General features: G+C 33.6%; 12 protein-coding genes. 2 read left to right on the top strand and 10 right to left on the bottom strand.

Annotation, left to right across the window (positions count from 1 at the left end; all coding sequences use genetic code 11):
- Nucleotides 1-44: 44 nt before the first annotated feature.
- The 4 genes from OPR42_RS05655 to OPR42_RS05640 all read right to left on the bottom strand — a co-directional run bounded on the left by OPR42_RS05655 (nt 45) and on the right by OPR42_RS05640 (nt 11,531).
- Nucleotides 45-7,469 (bottom strand): ankyrin repeat domain-containing protein, encoded by a 7,425-nt coding sequence (locus OPR42_RS05655; RefSeq protein ID WP_265042094.1) that lies wholly within the window; start codon nt 7,467-7,469, stop codon nt 45-47.
- Nucleotides 7,470-7,841: 372 nt separating this feature from the next.
- Nucleotides 7,842-8,921 (bottom strand): ankyrin repeat domain-containing protein, encoded by a 1,080-nt coding sequence (locus OPR42_RS05650; RefSeq protein ID WP_265042093.1) that lies wholly within the window; start codon nt 8,919-8,921, stop codon nt 7,842-7,844.
- Nucleotides 8,922-9,016: 95 nt separating this feature from the next.
- Complete coding sequence (locus tag OPR42_RS05645) at nt 9,017-10,459, bottom strand: ankyrin repeat domain-containing protein (protein WP_406848682.1); 1,443 nt, start codon at nt 10,457-10,459, stop codon at nt 9,017-9,019.
- Nucleotides 10,460-10,487: 28 nt separating this feature from the next.
- Entirely contained in the window at nt 10,488-11,531 is a 1,044-nt protein-coding gene (locus OPR42_RS05640) for an ankyrin repeat domain-containing protein (RefSeq protein ID WP_265042092.1), read from the bottom strand.
- Nucleotides 11,532-12,052: 521 nt separating this feature from the next.
- Between OPR42_RS05640 and OPR42_RS05635 the strand changes: the two genes are divergently transcribed.
- The gene (locus tag OPR42_RS05635; protein ID WP_174516912.1) at nt 12,053-12,205 is read left to right on the top strand and encodes a hypothetical protein; all 153 of its coding nucleotides are present in this window, start codon (nt 12,053-12,055) and stop codon (nt 12,203-12,205) included.
- Between the two features lie 201 nt (nt 12,206-12,406).
- On the opposite strand, the gene OPR42_RS05630 is transcribed toward OPR42_RS05635, so the two are convergent.
- Nucleotides 12,407-13,327: a patatin-like phospholipase family protein gene (locus OPR42_RS05630; protein WP_265028059.1), complete on the bottom strand. Its 921-nt coding sequence runs from the start codon at nt 13,325-13,327 to the stop codon at nt 12,407-12,409.
- Between the two features lie 4 nt (nt 13,328-13,331).
- Nucleotides 13,332-13,556 carry a hypothetical protein gene (locus tag OPR42_RS05625; RefSeq protein ID WP_065094365.1) on the bottom strand — a complete coding sequence of 75 codons (225 nt, stop codon included), beginning with the start codon at nt 13,554-13,556 and terminating at the stop codon, nt 13,332-13,334.
- 131 nt (nt 13,557-13,687) lie between these two features.
- Here OPR42_RS05625 and OPR42_RS05620 point away from each other — a divergent pair, with 131 nt between their 5' ends.
- A complete protein-coding gene (locus OPR42_RS05620; RefSeq protein ID WP_265042091.1) occupies nt 13,688-14,215 on the top strand; it encodes an ankyrin repeat domain-containing protein in 528 nt (175 codons plus the stop codon).
- On the opposite strand, the gene OPR42_RS05615 is transcribed toward OPR42_RS05620, so the two are convergent.
- The 4 genes from OPR42_RS05615 to OPR42_RS05600 are packed head-to-tail and all read right to left on the bottom strand — an operon-like array spanning nt 14,181 to nt 17,929.
- On the bottom strand, nt 14,181-15,161 hold the full coding sequence (locus tag OPR42_RS05615) for a phage late control D family protein (RefSeq protein ID WP_265027774.1): 981 nt from the start codon (nt 15,159-15,161) through the stop codon (nt 14,181-14,183). The genes OPR42_RS05620 and OPR42_RS05615 overlap by 35 nt on opposite strands.
- Before the next feature lies 1 nt (nt 15,162).
- A complete protein-coding gene (locus tag OPR42_RS05610) occupies nt 15,163-15,336 on the bottom strand; it encodes a tail protein X (protein ID WP_353279928.1) in 174 nt (57 codons plus the stop codon).
- Nucleotides 15,337-15,346: 10 nt separating this feature from the next.
- Entirely contained in the window at nt 15,347-15,754 is a 408-nt protein-coding gene (locus tag OPR42_RS05605) for a phage tail protein (RefSeq protein ID WP_265027775.1), read from the bottom strand.
- Between the two features lie 3 nt (nt 15,755-15,757).
- On the bottom strand, nt 15,758-17,929 hold the full coding sequence (locus OPR42_RS05600; protein WP_265042090.1) for a phage tail tape measure protein: 2,172 nt from the start codon (nt 17,927-17,929) through the stop codon (nt 15,758-15,760).
- Nucleotides 17,930-18,038 lie beyond the last annotated feature (109 nt).

Below are 18,038 nucleotides of genomic sequence, written 5' to 3'. Positions count from 1 at the left end.
ATAATATTAACTTAGGTTATATATAAATATTTCAATAGTATTATTCAAAGTTTCAAACTTTTAACTCCACTTTCTATATTGACGTCTTGTAAATTTTGATCTGGCTCTTTCAGCATTTTTAACAATTTAGTTGCAATATTCTTATGTTTATTGGCTATAGCAACTTGCAATAATGTATTCCCTTGATTATTACGAGCATTTGTTACAGCTATAAACTCATCAGGTTTTACTGCTTTAAGCTTGCTGATAATTTCAACATTACCTTTTTTTGCATCTCCAAACAATTCTTCAATTAATTTCAGTAGGTTAGTAACTTTTTGGTCTCGAGAAAGATCAATAGGTATTTTACCTTCTTTGTTCTCAATGTTATAAATTGCACCATGTTTTAATAAAGATTTTACAACTTCCAAGGAGCCACCTTTAGCTGCAACATGAAGTGATGTAGTACCACTAGAAGTAGTTTTAGCATTAACAAAGTCATTTAATTTATCACGACTGATATGTTGTAACAGAACCTCAACAATTTCTTTGTAACATTTGGAAGTAGCAGTGTGTAATGGTGTATTACCTTTATTAGTAACTTGACTAACATTAGCTCCATTTGTTAGTAAGATGTTTACTATATCTATGTGTCCATTGCTAACAGCGTAATGCAACGGTGTTCTTCCATCAATATCTTTATCGTTGGCATCAGCTCCATCTTTTAACAGACGCTGAACAGTTCGTATATCACCTTTACTAGCAGCAATGTTGATATCTTTCTGCAGATGCTGGAGAACCTCTGATGCTTCGCTACCCTCAAGCTTAAATCTAAAATTAATCATCTCTATCTTTTTTAAAATATCTAAAACACTCGGATGACTTGGTCCAAAAACAGCTTTTCTTTGATCTAAACTTTCTCTGTAGACTTTAAGTGCGCTGATCCATTTCCCTTGAGCAAAAAGTACATTTGCTATGTTGTATTGAGTATTCAAGGTTTCTGGGTGATTTTGTTGTAAAGCTTTTTTCTGGATATTTAAAACCTCTTGAAAAGCTTTCAAGGCTTCATGATATTTATTTTGATTGAAGAGTACCCCAGCAATGTTATGTAACGTTCTCAAGGTATCAGCATGATTAATACCTAAAATTATTTTCTTCTTTTCAAAAACCTCTTTATAGATTTTTAAGGACTCTTCGTATTTACCTTGGTTAGCTAGTACCATTGCTATATTATTTTTGGCACTCACAGTGGCTAGATCATGTGTACCTAGTGTTTCTTTCCTCTTTTCAAAAACTGCCCTATTGATATTTAACGCTTCTTCATATTTTCCCTGTTTATCTAATACTAATGCCATGTGAAACTGAGTATTTAAGGTATCTGAATGATTTGACCCTAGTATTTCCTTTTGTCTCTGATAGACTTCTTGATAAATATTAAAAGCTTCTTCATCTTTCCCCTGTCTATGCAGCACTAAAGCGATTGTACTTCTTGTACTTAAAGTATCCTTATCGTTTAAACCCAGCATTTCTTTTTGTTTCTGAAAAATCTCTTTAAGCATATTTAAAGCTTCTTGGTAAATTCCTTGCTTATATAGCACTTTGGCTATATATGTCTGAATATCTAAAGTACCAGGATTGTCTGGTCCTAGTATTTCTTTTCTTCTTTCAAATGCGCTTCTGAAAATACTTAAGGCTTTTTGGTAATTGCCTTGATTCAAGAGCACTAAAGCTGTATCAATCTGAGCGGATACGTCACTTTGCGATATCTGCTTCAACTGCTCGACTTTTGAAAAGTTACTATGTACTGCAGCAACTACTAACGTTTTGTTCTCTCTATTACGAGCACTCATCACTGCTTTTACTGTATCAATATCCTTTATCTTATTTAGGTCATTAATAACTTGAGCATTACCATCTTTAACCTTTTTAAATGATTCACTGACTAGTTTAAATAAGCTAGTTATACTTTTATCCACAGTAAAATCTGATGGTGTTTTCCCACTGTCAGAGACAGCATTGTATACTGCACCATTAGATAATAGGGCCTTTACAACTTTTAAGTGAGAGAACTTAGCAGCATAATGCAGAGGAGTAAACCCCTTGTTACCAACCACATTAGGATTAGCTTTATTTTGTAATAGAATATTGACAACTCCATCATAGCCCTTCCATGCAGCATAATATAATGGTGTTACACTATCAGCATTTTTGGTATTAACAAACGCTCCTGCTTTAATGTAATTCTCAACCTCTGAAGAGCTATTACGTTTTACAGCCTCAAATAATTTCTCAGTTGATGCTAATAGATTGATAACGTCTTTATCGTTAGTCATTTCTAATGGTCTTCTACAAAGCTTGTCAACAGCGTTATAAACTGCACCATTTTTTAATAAAACTTCAATAACGTCTTTATAACCAAAATTAGCAGCAATATGCATAGGGGTTAAGCCATTAATATCTTTAGCATTAACGTCAGCACCTTGTGCTATCAAATACTTTACAACTTCTAACCGACCTTTCATTGCAGCATAGTGTAGTAATGTCTGGTTAGCTGTACCAAGCTCATTAATACTCAACCCCTTGCTAAGGAAAAACTCTACGGTATCTTTATAACCTTCTCTAGCTGCAATGTGTATAGGCTTTGATCCAGAGGCATTTTTAGCATTAATATTAGACCCTTCATCTACTAGACATTTTACCATTTCCAAGTTACTTTCCTGTGAAGCAATGTGCAGTATAGTCCAATCATCATTGCCTTTAGCATTCATATCTACTTTTTTATACTGCAGTAACATTTTAACCACTTGCAAATGACCATGTGCAACTGCTAATTCTAAAGGTGTTCTGCTCTTATTGTCCTTAACATTAACTTTTGCTCCATTACTTAATAGGACTTCAATAACATTAACATGGCCGTGTCCTGCAGCTATATGTAGTGGAGCACCTTCAACATTTACAAAGTTAACGTTAGCCTTGTTTGCTATCAAAATTTCAGCAACTTCTTCATGGCCTTCTTGTGCCGCAAGATATAATGGTGTTGTACTATTAATAGTCATAGCATCAACATTGGCTCCCCTTGCTATCAGAGCATTTACTATTTCCTTGTGGCCTCTTTTAGCAGCCAAATGTAATAGTGTAGCATCTTCAGGACCTTTCATATTAGTACGGGCCTTGTTTTTTAGCAAAATCTCTACAATATCCCTATAACCAGCGAGCACTGCTAATGATAAAGGTTCACCACCTTCTGCATTAACACTAGCTCCATTTTCTACAAGAACTTCAACGATTTCCTTATGATTATGCTTAATAGCAGAAAGCAATGGTGTTAGGTTGTTACTCTTAACATTAACATTGGCTCTATTTGCTACCAAAATTCCAACGATTTCTTTATAACCTTCCTCCACAGCTACATGTAATGGTGTACTACCTGCAATACCTTCCATATTAACTTTGGCTTCATTTTTTATTAAAAGGTTCACAATATCTTTGTGACCCCCTACAATAGCTGCATGTAAAGGTGTAAGACCATAATTAGCACTAGTATTGACTTCAGCTTTACTTTTGATTAGAAAAGCAATAGCGTCTTTATGTCCACTTAGAGCAGCTACATGCAATGGCGTCATGCCATCATTAGTTCTAGCATCAACTTCAGCTTTATTTTTTATTAGAAGATCAATAATATCTTTGCTACCATTCATCGCAGCTGCATGTAATGGTGTACTACCCTTAATATCTTGAGCTCTAACTTCAGCTTTATTTCTTATTAGGAGTTCAATAATATCTTTGTGACCTTTCAGAGCAGCTACATGTAATGGTGTTAGATTATTATTGGCTTTATCATTGATTTCTACTCCATTTTTTATTAAAAGCTCAGCAACTGCCTTATGACCACTCTCTGCTGCATAGTGTAATGGCGTAGCATTATTTTTATCTTTAGCGCGAATGTTAACCCCATGCTCGAGAAGAGCAACAACTATCTTCAAGTGGCCACTCTGCACTGCAAAATGTAGTGGGGTTATACCTTCCACAGTGGCAATACTAGCATTTGCATTATTTGTCAGTAAAGCCTTAACAATTTTCTCATGTCCATCTTTTGCTGCGTAGTGCAAAGGTGTGTTATTATAGGTTTTGTCAACAACATTAACATTAGCTCCATGCTTCAATAAAATATTAGCTATCTTTTCATGACCGTTTTCTATTGCATAGTGTAATGGTGTACAACCATCTATAACTCTGGAGTTAACATCGGCTCCTTTGAGAATTAAAGCATTCACTACTTCTAGGTGGCCATTTAGTGCTGCTGTATGTAATGGTATTCCCTCCTTATCGTTTCTTGCATTAACATTTGCCTCATTTTTCAGTAAAAAATTAACTAGCCCTAGATAACCACTTTCTGCAGCTATATGTAGTGAAGTAAAGCCACCCATAGTTTCGTTGATGTCAACATTCGCTTCTTTTTCCAGCATAATCTTAGCAACATCAATATGATTGTTTTTTATTGCATAGTGTAAAGGTGAAAAACCAGCTATATCTTTGGTATTAGTATTAGCATTATTTTTTAGTAGAATTTCAACAGCATCTTTGTGACCATTTTTAGCTGCAATATGTAGTGATGTTTTGCCACTATTATCTAGATCATCAACATATACACCTGTTTTTCCTATAAAAAATTCCACAATATTTTTCCTTCCATATGCAGCAGCAATATGTAGTGGGCTTTGACCATTAATATCTTTAACATTAACGTCTAAATTTTGATTAAGAACAAATTTTATAATTTCAAGACTAGGTCCCTTAGCAGCAAAATGTAATGTAGTCCATGAGTTAATACTTCTAGCATTGATGTCTGCTCCTTTTTTGAGATAACTCTTTAAGTCTTCAAGATTTCCTTCTTCCAACGCAGCAAACATTTTTTCCTGATTAGTAATAGTGATAAGGTTTTGATCGTATTTATCTTTCAGCTTGGAAGGATCATCTCTTACCGACTTGCCAATTTTCTTCTTACTTTTTATTACATTTTCTGAAATAAGTTTTTTAGCGTTCAAGATAACTGCTATTGAGGGATCAGATAACAATACATCAACTAAGGTATTACCGTGTGCTAAATGATTACGCAAACATTTTCCAGTTAATAAAGGAGTGTTATCATCTAAAAAAAGTAGATTGTTTTCTAGATGCTTCTCTGATCTACCTAAAATTGACATTATATCCAGAACAAGCATTTCTACTACTGCTTGCAACTTTTTATTCCTCTTGTAGGAAGGAAGCTTTTCAGTTAACTTGCCACTTAATGCGTTATTCCTCAAAATACTTTTCAGTTCAGATAACTTCAGTTCAAGCTGGTTATTGTATTTTTCTTCTGTTATGTTGTAAGCCTTCCTTTGTTTATGTATAGGAATAAACGAACCTTTCTCATTCAACTTGTTTCTTAATTCCTCAATCCATTTAAGGTCACCTGTTCCAAGTTCAGCAATGTAAAAAATCTCACAAGTTAATCTATTTACTTTATCAAGGTTGTCATCCTGTATTCTTGACCTAACACTATGAGAAATTTTCATTGATAGTTCGGCTATTTCTTTAAGATTGTGAGACTCTATTTGGGAAGGAATATTCTCTAGTGTTTTATTAGCAAAGAATTTTATTCCTCTAATAACATTATGGTCAATCTTATTGTCATTCAAACCAACATCTAAGCTCTTTAATGATATAAACGCCGTAACATAATCAGTTCTGATATTTTTTGATTTAGTTTTTGCAAAATTGATTATGTTATCAATTTTATTAAACAGCTCCTTTTCATAATTCGTCTTTTCAGTTATATTATTGCTTAATTCTTTTATGAGTTTTTCAAGCTTATCATGTTCCATCACTTTAAAACTCTCTGTAATCATTTCATCTAATTCAACGTTACTAAATATTCCAGCAACTTCTTTTATCTCGTCTAAGTTTTCACTACTGGTAATTTTCTTTAGCAATATTATGACTATTTTAATCTTGTTATTGTAAAGAATATCAGTAATTACATTATCGATTCTTTTAGTATCATTTTGAACACCAATAAAAAAGTTAACATCTGTATTTTCCTCAATCTCTGTTCTTTTAGAGAGCGAGTAAGCATGTGATAGTGAGTTACGTAAATCTATAATGACTTCTCTTGTGTTCTTTGGTAATGATAGTAGAAGAAGCTCGCTTGTAGTGCTAGATAACTTGGGAGATTCTAGAGTGTTTTTTAAATATTCACCAATAACCTGTAAAACCCTTGTAATAATTAACTGTCCTTCCCTTTCTTTAGGATTAGCTGATAATGCCAACTTTATATAATCACTTATTTTCTCTAAAGAATGAATATCCCTAATTTGTTGATAATCGCTATACAACTCTCCAAATTGAGGATAATTGCTAACGATCTCTGCAACAACCCTCTCACGTTTTAACTTCGGGAGATCAGCAAATTTACCAATGTCCACACCTTCTATAATATCTTTTTCTTCTTTAAGTTTCTTTGCAAAATTTTCCAAGTGGTCTAGTATTTTACTTTTATTCAATGTGGCATTATAGAATAGATTCATTTCCTGTCGTTTTATGTGAGAAGAAACAAAACTGATCAAACAAAATTCCATTTCTTCCCAAGGTAGTCTATCGTAGGTTGATTTCAACTGCCGCTTTAATATATGAATATTTTGTGCAATAAATTTTGCTATGAATAAAAACTTTTCATCTACTTTTTCTGTGTTTGAATACTCTGCCTTTAACAGGCTAATATTTTGAAGTACTAACTCAATCCGCTCTCTTATGTTATTAAGATAACTCTTCACATTCTGATCTTGTCCAGAAGCACTAGAGAAAAAACGGAGGTTTATCAACTTATTTTCAACAAAAATTTCTATCTCTTCTGACAAGAATACGTTCTTTAGTTTTAATTCCTCATAAGCTCGTGAAAGAATTTCATCTAATTCCCTGAAATGAACAGCAAAATAATTACCTGGCCATTTATTAATGAGTGTATCAAGAAGTTCAACATTACCTGAACGTATAGCATAATAAAACGCATTATGGCATGTTTCATCCTCATCATCTGGTAATATAGTAGTTTTTCTGATGCCAACAGATAAATTACTGAGAATTTTACTATTATTGCCAAGTAGGTATTCTAAAATCTTTACCTTATTGTGTTTACAAGCTAAGATAACTAAGTTAGTACTCTTAACAGGATTGTTAGCATTATCATAATAGTCTCTCAAAGTTACTTGATCTTCTGCATCAGTTATGTAATCAATAAAATTGCTTAATTTTTTTAAGCTGTCGACATTACCATCTGATATTGCCTCTTCGAGTTCAGTTAAAACCAGGAGATAAAGTTCTTCAGCTTTTGCTTTTCTGCGGTAGAGCTTTTTATATTCTCTAATAAACTCCTCTTTTGATGTGTAAGAACGTGATAAAAACTGTTTATCTTCTTGATAAAAACTGGTTTGTTGTTTAGGTACATGCATAAACCCTCTCTGAGATATATTTACACCAGTATTAGAATAGCAAAGTTTACTTAATATGGCAAAAATTAAAATAGCATCTTTTGTTAATAAAATATTTTTGAGAGAATATCTACTAATCCTGCAATTTCAGGACGAAAAGCCTTCACAACATTTGATTTTGGGTGTGGGAAATGTGTTGGTTGTTTAAATTTTTAGTAACACCTACTAATAATAACCCGTTTGAAAACAACAAAGAGAAATGATGATCAACTTACATAAAAAAGCACTAAGTTTAGTGTTTTGGCATTATAGCAATCTCTTATGTATCACCTCTCTGGAACCATACGACTAATTGTTGTTCATAAAAAACTCTAGTACTGACAAAAAATGTATTTATTCTAATCTTGCACGTTTGGTATCATTACTTATAGAAGTTTCATAAAGTCTTGTACCAGGCTCTACGAGATTATTTAAGGAACTTAAAGATTGAAAAGTACGTTTATTGGAATCATCAAACGCTACTATAAAGTTTAACAAGTTATCATTAGATAGATATTCAGTTATATTATATGTAGAATCATGATCCAGAATAATTTTCTTTTCTTTGGCATCTTGATCTGCCACATCTAATTTAGTATAAAATTGTATCTTACTTAACTTATTTAACAAATCTGCTCTTTCTAAAAAAGGTTTTACCTTATCTAATATGATATCATTATATATAGGATAGCGTATGGAATAATCAATTTTTGCTAGTCTTACAGATAATTGATTATTATATAGTACATGTATGTTGAAGTTATTTGTAACAAATTCATATAGTGGAAGGCTATCTTTTATTTCATCTGTTTTCATTTGAAGAATTTCACAAACACAGTCATCTAGATAACTTGATAATTTACTGTAATTACTGCATCCTTTATAAGGAGATAAGTCAATAATTTTTCCGTAATCCTTATTGAAGTTCCTTACTAAAGTAAATTTAATCAACAATTTAGCGCATGCTAGATCACTTACAGCGTTATCTAAAGATGTGGAACAATTATCATAAAGCCGTCGTTCACGATTTCTTATATTAATATCAGCTCCATATTCTAATAGTTCTTTAACTACTTCCAGATTTTTACCACTTTTTTTTACAGCATGGTTCAGTGCAATATTGCCTTTACGGTTTGTTGCATTTACATCAGCACCATGTTTCAGAAGTTCTCTAACTAATTCTAATTCCTTCCCCAGTGTTATAGCAGAATGTAGTGGAGTTTCACTATACATGTTTCTTGAATTGACTTCGGCACCACCTAACAAAAGCTCTTTAGTAATTTCTACACTACTAGTAGTATGAAGTAACGTATCTCTATTCCTTTCTACTCTAAGGTTAGCATTAGCACCTGCAGACAAAAGAGCTTTAACTTTTTCTAAGTTTCGTTCATAGACTGCTTTTTCTAATTCTTTGTTAATATTATTATTTAGCATATTTTTAAAATCCTCCTAAATTTCACTATTTTGTAACAAAATTTTTGTATATTTTCTAGATCTTGGCACCCTCATTAGAGTTTCATTTAAGAGAGCTATAACTTTAAACTCTTTACTCGATTTTCTACGCTGACATCTTGTAAACTCTGATCTGGACTTTTTAATATTTCTAATAATCTACTTGCAAGGTTTGAGTGTTTATTGATTACTGCAACCTGGACTAATGACTTGCCTTGATCATCACGAGCATTTGTTACAGCTACGCGCTCATCGGGTTTTATTGCTCTCAGCTCACTGATAATTTCAACATTACCATTTTTTGCATTTTCAAATAGCTCTTCTACTAATTTCAATAGGTTAGTAATATTCTGGTCTCGAGAAAGATCAAGTGGTGTTTTACCTTCTTTATTCTTGATGTTATAAATTGCACCATGTTTCAACAAAGATTTTACAGCTTCGAAAAAGCTATTTTCAGTAGCAACATGCAACGATGTAGTGCCTTTAACTATTGTTTTAGCATTAATAAAATCACTCAATTTATTGTGGCTTACACGTTGTAACAAAGCTTCAATAATTTCTTTATGACCTTTGGAAGCAGCAGTGTGTAATGGTGTATTACCCTTGTTAGTAACTTGAGTAGCATCAGCTCCATTTGCTAGCAAGATATTTACAACTTTTATGTGCCCATTATTAACAGCATAATGTAATGGCGTTCTTCCATCCACGTTCTTCGAATCAATGATTGCTCCATCTCTAATGGAACTCTCAATTCCTAAATAATTATTATCTTCTATAGCCTTAAATAACTTCTCAACCAATTTTAGTAATTTTATTACTTCTGGGTTTCCTCTTCTTTCCGCAAAGTGTAATGGTAAAACATATCTACCTCCTTCAGCTCTAGCATTAAAGTATGCTCCGCTCATAAGTAGAGACCTAACTATATCTAAATTACCAATTTGTGCCCCTAAGTGTAAAGGCGTAGCATTTTTATCCATTTTTGCATTAACATCCGCTCCATTTATAATAAGAGTTTTAACTACCTTAGGATGACCATATTGAGCTGCAAGATGTAGGGCTGTGCCTTTATTTTGATTTTCTTTTACATTTACATCAGCACCATGTTTCAATAGAACGGTTGCTATCTGATCATAACCTTTTTCTGCTGCAAAATGTAAAGGAGTCCAATTTGTGTGATCTAAAGCATTAATATCTGCTTCCTTTTCTAAGAGCAATTCAACCACCTCTAAATGATCATGGTCTACTGCAAAGTGTAGAGGTGTAGTACTTTTAACTGTTTTAGCATTAATGTCTGCTCCTTTATCAAGCAAAAATTTAGCAACTTCTAAATTACCATCATATGCTGCACAATGTAGAGGAGTCCAACTTCTGTTATCTAGAGCATTAATATCTGCTCCATTTTCAATCAAGAAATTCATTATTTCCAAGCGATTATGTTCTGCTGCCAAATGTAGAGCTCTTCTACCATCATCCATCTTTGCATTTATATTTGCTCCTTTTGCAATTAAGCTCTCTACTATTTTTAAAGAAAAACCATTATATGCTGCATTATGTAATTGCTAGATGCAAAGGTGTAAAACCTTCGTTTTTTTTAGCATTAACATTGGCTTTTTTCTCTATTAGTAGCTTCACTACTTCTAAGTGACCATTCTGAGATCCTATATGTAAAGCTGTGGAATTATCGTGGTCCTTAGCATTAACATCAATTCCCCTTACGAGAAGAAGAGACTTAACTACTCCAAAGTGATTACGTTCTGCTGCTAAATGTAGAGGTGTAAGATTCTCATAATCCTTAGCATTAACATTAGATTTTGCTTTTAGTAAAATGTCTACTAACTCTAAAAAGCCATTTTGAGACGCTAAATGTAGAGGTGTAATCTTATCATCTGTTTTTGCATTAACGTTTGCTCCCGCTTCAAGCAGAACTTTAACTATATCTAACCTACCAGTTTGTGTTCCCAGATGTAAGGGTGTAATGTTTGCATCAACTTTATGATTACCTATGCCTGAAGATCCAGCGTTAATATTAGACCCTTGTGAAATAAGAGCTTTAACTACTTCGAGGTTACCATTTTGTACTGCAGAATGCAAAGGTCTTGCTCGATCATTATTTACAGCATTAACATCTAATCCCTTTTCAATAAAAACATTTACTATATCTAGATGACCATTCTCTGCTGCTAGGTGTAAAGGTGTATTAAGTTTATCTGTTTTAGTACTAAGATCTGCTCCATTTGCAATCAAGGTGTTGACTATATCTAAATATCCTTGCTGGGATGCAAAACTTAAAGGTGTAAAGCCTAGAATGGTCTTATGGTTTACATCTGCTCCATGAGTAATAAGAAAGTTAACCATCTCTAAGCGATTTTTTGCAATTGAAAAATACAGTGGCGTAAAGGCATCGTACTTAATCTCTGAGTTAATATCTAAACCCTCTCCTAATAAAGTGTTGACTAAATCCAACTGACCATTTCCTGCTGCTAAATGTAGCGGCGTAAGACTAAGATGTTTCTGAGTTTCATAGTTTTCATTTAAAAACTCTACAAAAAATTGCAGCTGATCCAGATTATTAGATATTCTATTAGTAAACATAAAGGCCTCGCATTGAAGAATTTATGTAAAATATAGCATCTACAAGTTTTTAAGCAAAATAAATCTTCTTCTTAAAAAAGATACTGTAATCCAACCTGTATGCTTATAACTTTTTTATTTGATCACGGATAGATTAGGTGTCTCATCTGCAATAGAGACACCTTCCTTAAGTAGCTACATCAATTTTCTCTGTTTTTGCCCCTTTTTTTTCTGATGAAGATGTCTTCATTCTTCTCAGTAGCCAATATTCTTTTTAAAGAATAATCGTTACGTGCACCAAAGCATTAATAATTATACACAATTGTGAAGAAATATTCAATCTTTTTATTGTTTTGAATGTGTTGATGAAAAAAACGTCTGTCAGAGATCATCTGAGAATTGCATTTTAGGCTTTAGATGTAGAAGGGGGGTCTTATCGTCTTTTTATAAATACTCTAAAAATAGGCTTAAATCGCCAAGAGATGGATATCATGAATTTAGTAGCGTAAAAACATCAAAGATACCTCATATTATAAAGTTTAATGTCAACATTTGGTGCAACATTCCTGATTTACAAAGCAGAGTCAATAAAGGTTGCAAATAATCTACTTATGTTGGACGTTTCTGTTAATGCTATTTCTAAAATAACAGATTTATCTATTGAGGAACTTGAAAATCATGCTTCCAAAACTTAACCTGAATTAAAAGCAACATTAGTTTACTGATTTCTACACAATATATTAAAATACCAACAAAGGTGATTACATAATTAATTATCTGCATTACTGGATGAAATTCTTGTGCTTCTGTATTCAATATATAATATTAAAAAAATATTTTAGTAAATTTATTAAAGTAGATACTAGAAACTCGCTTATTTTGTTTTTCTAGCTCAGTTATAGTTTTCGATTTTGCTTGCAGAATTTGTCTATCACTTTCTGGTTATCCTCTATCATTTTACTTGCCTCTTGCTGAAGAAATTTGATATTTCTGAGTGTAATATTGTCCATCTCAGTCGATGCTACTTTCAATTGCGATTGTATTCTTATGTATTTATCATCTATTACTTGTTCTAGTTGATAATCAACGCAATCCAATCCAGAAGCGAACATCACATTCAGTAGTGGCTTGATCCACCCTATTTTGCCAAATTTCCTTGAGTTAGCATACTTTATACTTCTATCTGTTCCACCAGTGCCTATTGATAGCAGTATAATCTCATCATTTGGAAATAATCTCTTGCCACTTGCATATGCACAAGCTGCTGGATTATTAGCAAACACTCCGCCATCTATCAACACTCTCTCTGTTTGGCTAATTTTCAGACGTTTTGGTGTGAAGTACGTTGGAGCAGCTGTTGTAGCTCTGAGTGCATCTTTCAACTTAATGTTTTTTTCTTTCCAACTTTTGAAGAAAAATTCACAACTATTGTGAATGTCATAACTGGTGAGCAGTAGATTACTTGCAACATCGGCCATAGTACTTTCACCAAAGTATTTGTTGAGAATAAATTCCATATTTCTATACGAGTACTGAGAACCACTCAGCCAAGAAGCAATTGATTTTCTCCAAAATGATGATTGAAAGATATAAGCTCCATACTCTTGGTAAAGTTCAACTAAATCATTGGCAGAGTATTGAGGTTTATTGCTTTTACAAAGTCCAGCAACAATAATTCCACCGGTTGAGGTTCCTGCCATTAAGTCAAAAATCTGGGAAATTGGCTTTTTTGTTCTAGATTCAATTTCTGCTAGAATAATGGCAGGAATTATTCCTCTGATTCCACCTCCATCAACAGATAAAATATACTTTGCCACTTTTTTATTTTTGTCTCTGCTCAAGTTCATTAACTTCCTCAGCAAGGTTTTTGACCCTTTCTTCAAGGCGATAGATGATTTCTGTAGTCCTTTGATTTTGCTCTATAAATTTATCATGCATATGCACTCTTAAATCGAGTTTGGCCAGCCACCAGATAAATGCTATTGTTTGTATCACCATAGTAGCAATTACTGCTACAGGGATCTTTCCTGTACTTTGGTTTTTCATCTTAAAGTTCTCTTGCACAAATAGCTGCGTATTGATATATACAAGATTCATCAAAATTACGTCCAAAAAATCTTTTCTAAAATAAAGTTAATTGGTTGCACTGAACAAGCGATGCAAATAATATAAGAGACATGAAATCTAGCCTTCTTGGAAAGTTATTAATAAACTCGATAATACCAATAATATGTGCTATCTTTTTGTTTCAGCACTTTAAACCTTCAAAAAACATACCAATAAAAAGTAAAACAACTAGTGAGGATAGAATAGCATTACGCATTGCAGCTGAAAGTTGCAATTTGGATAACGTAAAATCCTTAGTAAAAAACACAGTAAATATCAATGATACCTATTATTTTGGTGCAACATCATTACACTATGCTACAAGCGGAGGCTGTTTAGAAGTCGTAAAATTTCTAATTGAAGAAGGCATTGATGTAAATACTACTGATGCTTTTAGCTGGACAGCTCTGCACTATGCTGCACGAAAAGGACATCTGGAAATTGCTAAATTTCTACTGAAAAATGGAGCAAATCCTTCTGCTAAAAACAAAGATAAAAAAACTCCTTTAGATCTTGCTGTAGAGGAATTAAACAATAATAAAGAAGATATCTATGAGGAAATTATCAATTTACTTTCCAACTATCAATTATTCCCGTAACAATAGTACGATAGCCAAGGTTATCAATTACATGCTCAGCCCTATTTATTATCCATTTACCATAAACTCCTTTGCGAAATCCAGAAAGATTAATCTTTGCTTCAGCAAATAATTCAGGATTTCCTGGCATTGTGACATTGAGTGTTGCTTCATTACTCATCAGCTGATTCAACTTCGCAGATGCTGCACTTTGTGCCAAATCACTACTTGCATAAATATCTCGCAAAATATAGCTTGGTTCTTGATCACCTACTTTTTCCGTTATTGTCTCTGCTTTTTCATAATCATACCAGTAAGCAATAACCGAGCCATATTGATTACGCTCATTAAATTTTACTTTCCAATTTGTAATATCTCTAGGTGTTAAAGTAATAGTGCTTAAAGTTTTTCCGGTAACTGATTTTGCTTTTCCTTTTGAAACAAACAGTAAATATCCTCCTGCAGGTTTTGCTATTGCTCCATAAATTTGAGCAAGCCTGGTTAAAAAATGCATATCGCTCTCTGCAGTTTGATCAATATGTGATATCATGATATTTACAAACTCTGCAGCAACTTTAGCTTGATAGCCATGTTTGTCTGCAATCTTTTTTACCAAATCATTTAAGGTGATTTGATGCCACTCATTAAACACTTGTTCCTTTAATGACTCTTTTAGATCCGCTGCATGACTTTTAATCTTTAGTGATTGTGGCGGGCCTTGTAGCGTAATTTCATTTACTATATAATCTCCCATTGGCACAATGCCAGTTTCCTTATACCCGAGTAAAATATTTAGCTTTGCCCCAGTTCTAGGAATCTCAAATAATGAATCACGGTCATCAAGATGAATTACAGCAGTATCACTTATTACTCCTGCTTCATCAGTAATATGCATTGATACCAATCGACTTTTCACCAATTCAGTGATGGAAATGCCCTCTACTGAAATACTAAAGTCTGGTGTCATTTTAATCCCATAGTTTTACTACTTGCTTTTGTATTGCTTTTTGAATTACAGGCAGTTTAACGGTTAACCCTGCAGGAAGAAGCTCGTACTCTGCAAGACCAGGATTAGCTTTCAATACAACCTCAACTGTGCCAGAGCTGAATCCATAGTGTCTCCAGCAAATAAAATCTAACATGTCATTTTCTTTAGTTTTGTAGTACATCATTGTCAGCTGTAATAAAGTCAGTAGTGTTATTTTGTGATGATAAATTGCTATAATGTTTTAAACTTAAATGAAACTCAATCTTCCTTGATTCACCATTCGGAAAAAAATATTTCTGTGTTTCTTCTATTTCTACGATAACAAAATGTCCTAAAATGTTACCTTGGCCATCAATAAGTAAAAGAGGTTTCGATGAATTTCGCATATTATTTATTTGCTTCAGCCCTCCTGAATAGATTACTCCTGCAAGCTCAACAATTTCCTCTCCAGGACCAATACTTTGAAGCAATGGTTTTTCCCCAATACGCTCAAGTGCAGGCCAGCGATATTCACTTCTGCGTGTAAAACCTTGCTCAGTTAATGCAAATCTATATGGGCCAAGAGATAACATAATCTAATTTATATCGTAAAGTGCGCCACTAAATTGCTCTCTAATTCGCTCCATTACTTCATCAGCAATGCTACGTGTATCTTGCCCAGGGGTTGAATGAATATTAATACTGAAGTGATTATTTTGAGTTTTATTCTCTATAGCTTTACTGTGTGCCGCAATGGGGTACTTAAGAGAATCACTTATAACGTTATTTACAGACTTAACTTCTAGTTTAGACTCATTTCTTTTATTCCACAGATTACTGATTGTTCTAAAGGGCTGAGTAATATTATTCCAAAATTTTCCTACCCAATCAGAAAAAGATTTCCATACAATTTTCACTGATTCCCAGATAGTAACAAAAAAGTTCTTTACCACTTGCCATTTGGTAATTATCAAAGTTGCAGCAACAGCAAGACCGCCAATAACGAGTCCCATAGGGTTACTCATTAAGGCAATTGTCAATGCTTTAAATCCAGCAATTATTGCTGGAAAAACTGCAGAAAGACCTATTTTTACCAAAGTAATAACAGATCCAAACACTTTCCAAGTAGATAAAAGAGCGAATAAGGAACCTTTTACAAAAGTCCAAGCATATCCAAGAGATATGGCTGCTATTTTAATGCTAATCAAAGCAGTAATTGTGCTCATGATTACTGTAGTCAGTATTGGATATTCTTTTGCATACAGCGCTACTTGTGTAGTTGCTGACTTGAAAAGATTAACAGTAAAATTTAAAGGTGGTAATAATACCGTACCAAGATTCATACCCAATTCTGCTATTGAGTTCTTAAGTAACTGAAGATTATTTGCTGTAGTATTTGCTCTATTTTCAAACTCTCTTTGCATTGAGCCATGATATTCTTCGTTTATTAATCGCAAAGATTTTCTATATTCATCTAGACTACCAGTAAGTAGCGCTATATCATCCTGATATTCAAGACCAAAGAGGTCAAAGAGAACGCTAGAACGTTCTTGCTTATCTAATTTTGCAACTGTTTCTAAAAACTTAAGTAATGTACCTTGTGCATTCTTACCGATTGCTTTCTCAAACTCCTGAGCATTTATTTTTAGCTGCTGAAAAGCTTTTTGAAAATTGCCACCTTGCTTACTTGCTGTTTGCAACTTGCTGAGCATTGCATTAATCGCCGTACCTGCTTTTTCAGGAGTTTTGCCAAGACTAATGAAGCTACTTGCTAAAGCTCCTGCTTCCACTGCAGTTAAGCCAAATTGCCTTGCTGTACCACCAATCCTGTTTAGCGTTGGAACAATGTCCTGAGCCTTTGCCGCAGTGTTATCAGAGATATGGTTTATCGCATCGCCAACGCTTTTCATTTCACCAATTTTAATTTGATAAATATTAGAAAGTTTAGCAATAGCGTCGCCTGCTTCTTCTGCTGACATATCAAATGCAGTTGCCATTTTGGCCACAGTGTCTGTAAAGATTGTAAGATCTTTAGCTGCAATACCAAGCTGACCACCACTTGCAGTAATTTGTGCAAGTTCTGCTGCAGATAGCGGAATTGTCCGTGACATTTCCTTTAATGTTTCACCAAGCTTTGTTAAACCATTTACATCTGTATCTTCAAACTTTACAACTTTCTTTACATCAGCCATAGCACTCTCAAAACTAATTGCAGCCTTAAGTGGTGCTGCAAGGGTGAGGCCAAGTGCCACGGTATCCATGATTTGAGCTCTAAAATTTGCTCTTTGCGCTAAAGCTCCTTTACGTTTTTGTATTACGGAATTTAAAGCTGTATAGTTATTTTTAAGCTTTTCAATAGAAGAGCCAAGTTTAACTTGATCTCCAATAAGAGATTTTATATTTCTACCACTTTTACTGAACTCCGTGCGTAAATGGTGGAGAGCACTTCTTTTTTGTAAATAAGCTGTTTTAGCTTTCAGTGCCGCAGCTTTAGATTTTGTAAATTCATTTTGCAGGCTCTTACTTGGTGCTTCTGCATTTTTTATCTGTTTAGCCAGAGATTTTGTTTTTATTCCTAGCTCATTCCAAGAACGCCTAGCAAGCAGAGCATCGTGGCTGAGCTCTTTAAACTTGGATATTGATTTACTTGATGATTCAAGTTGTTTTATCGTACTACCAATACGAGAAAGCTGCTTCGTACTACCTGCTATCGTACTATTAAAACTGCTTTGCAGTGTTGCTCCAATTACTATAGAAATTGCTTTCATTTGTATAATTTTCCGCTACTTTCAAACCAAGTAATAAATTCTTCAATATCCATATCAAGCCACTGATTGATTCCACCACCAACCATTGAGCTAAGTGATAATATGCTCA

The sequence above is a fragment of the Wolbachia endosymbiont (group B) of Melanostoma mellinum genome, assembly GCF_947251465.1.
GTDB lineage: Bacteria > Pseudomonadota > Alphaproteobacteria > Rickettsiales > Anaplasmataceae > Wolbachia.
This window is presented reverse-complemented; position numbering and strand designations above follow the sequence as displayed.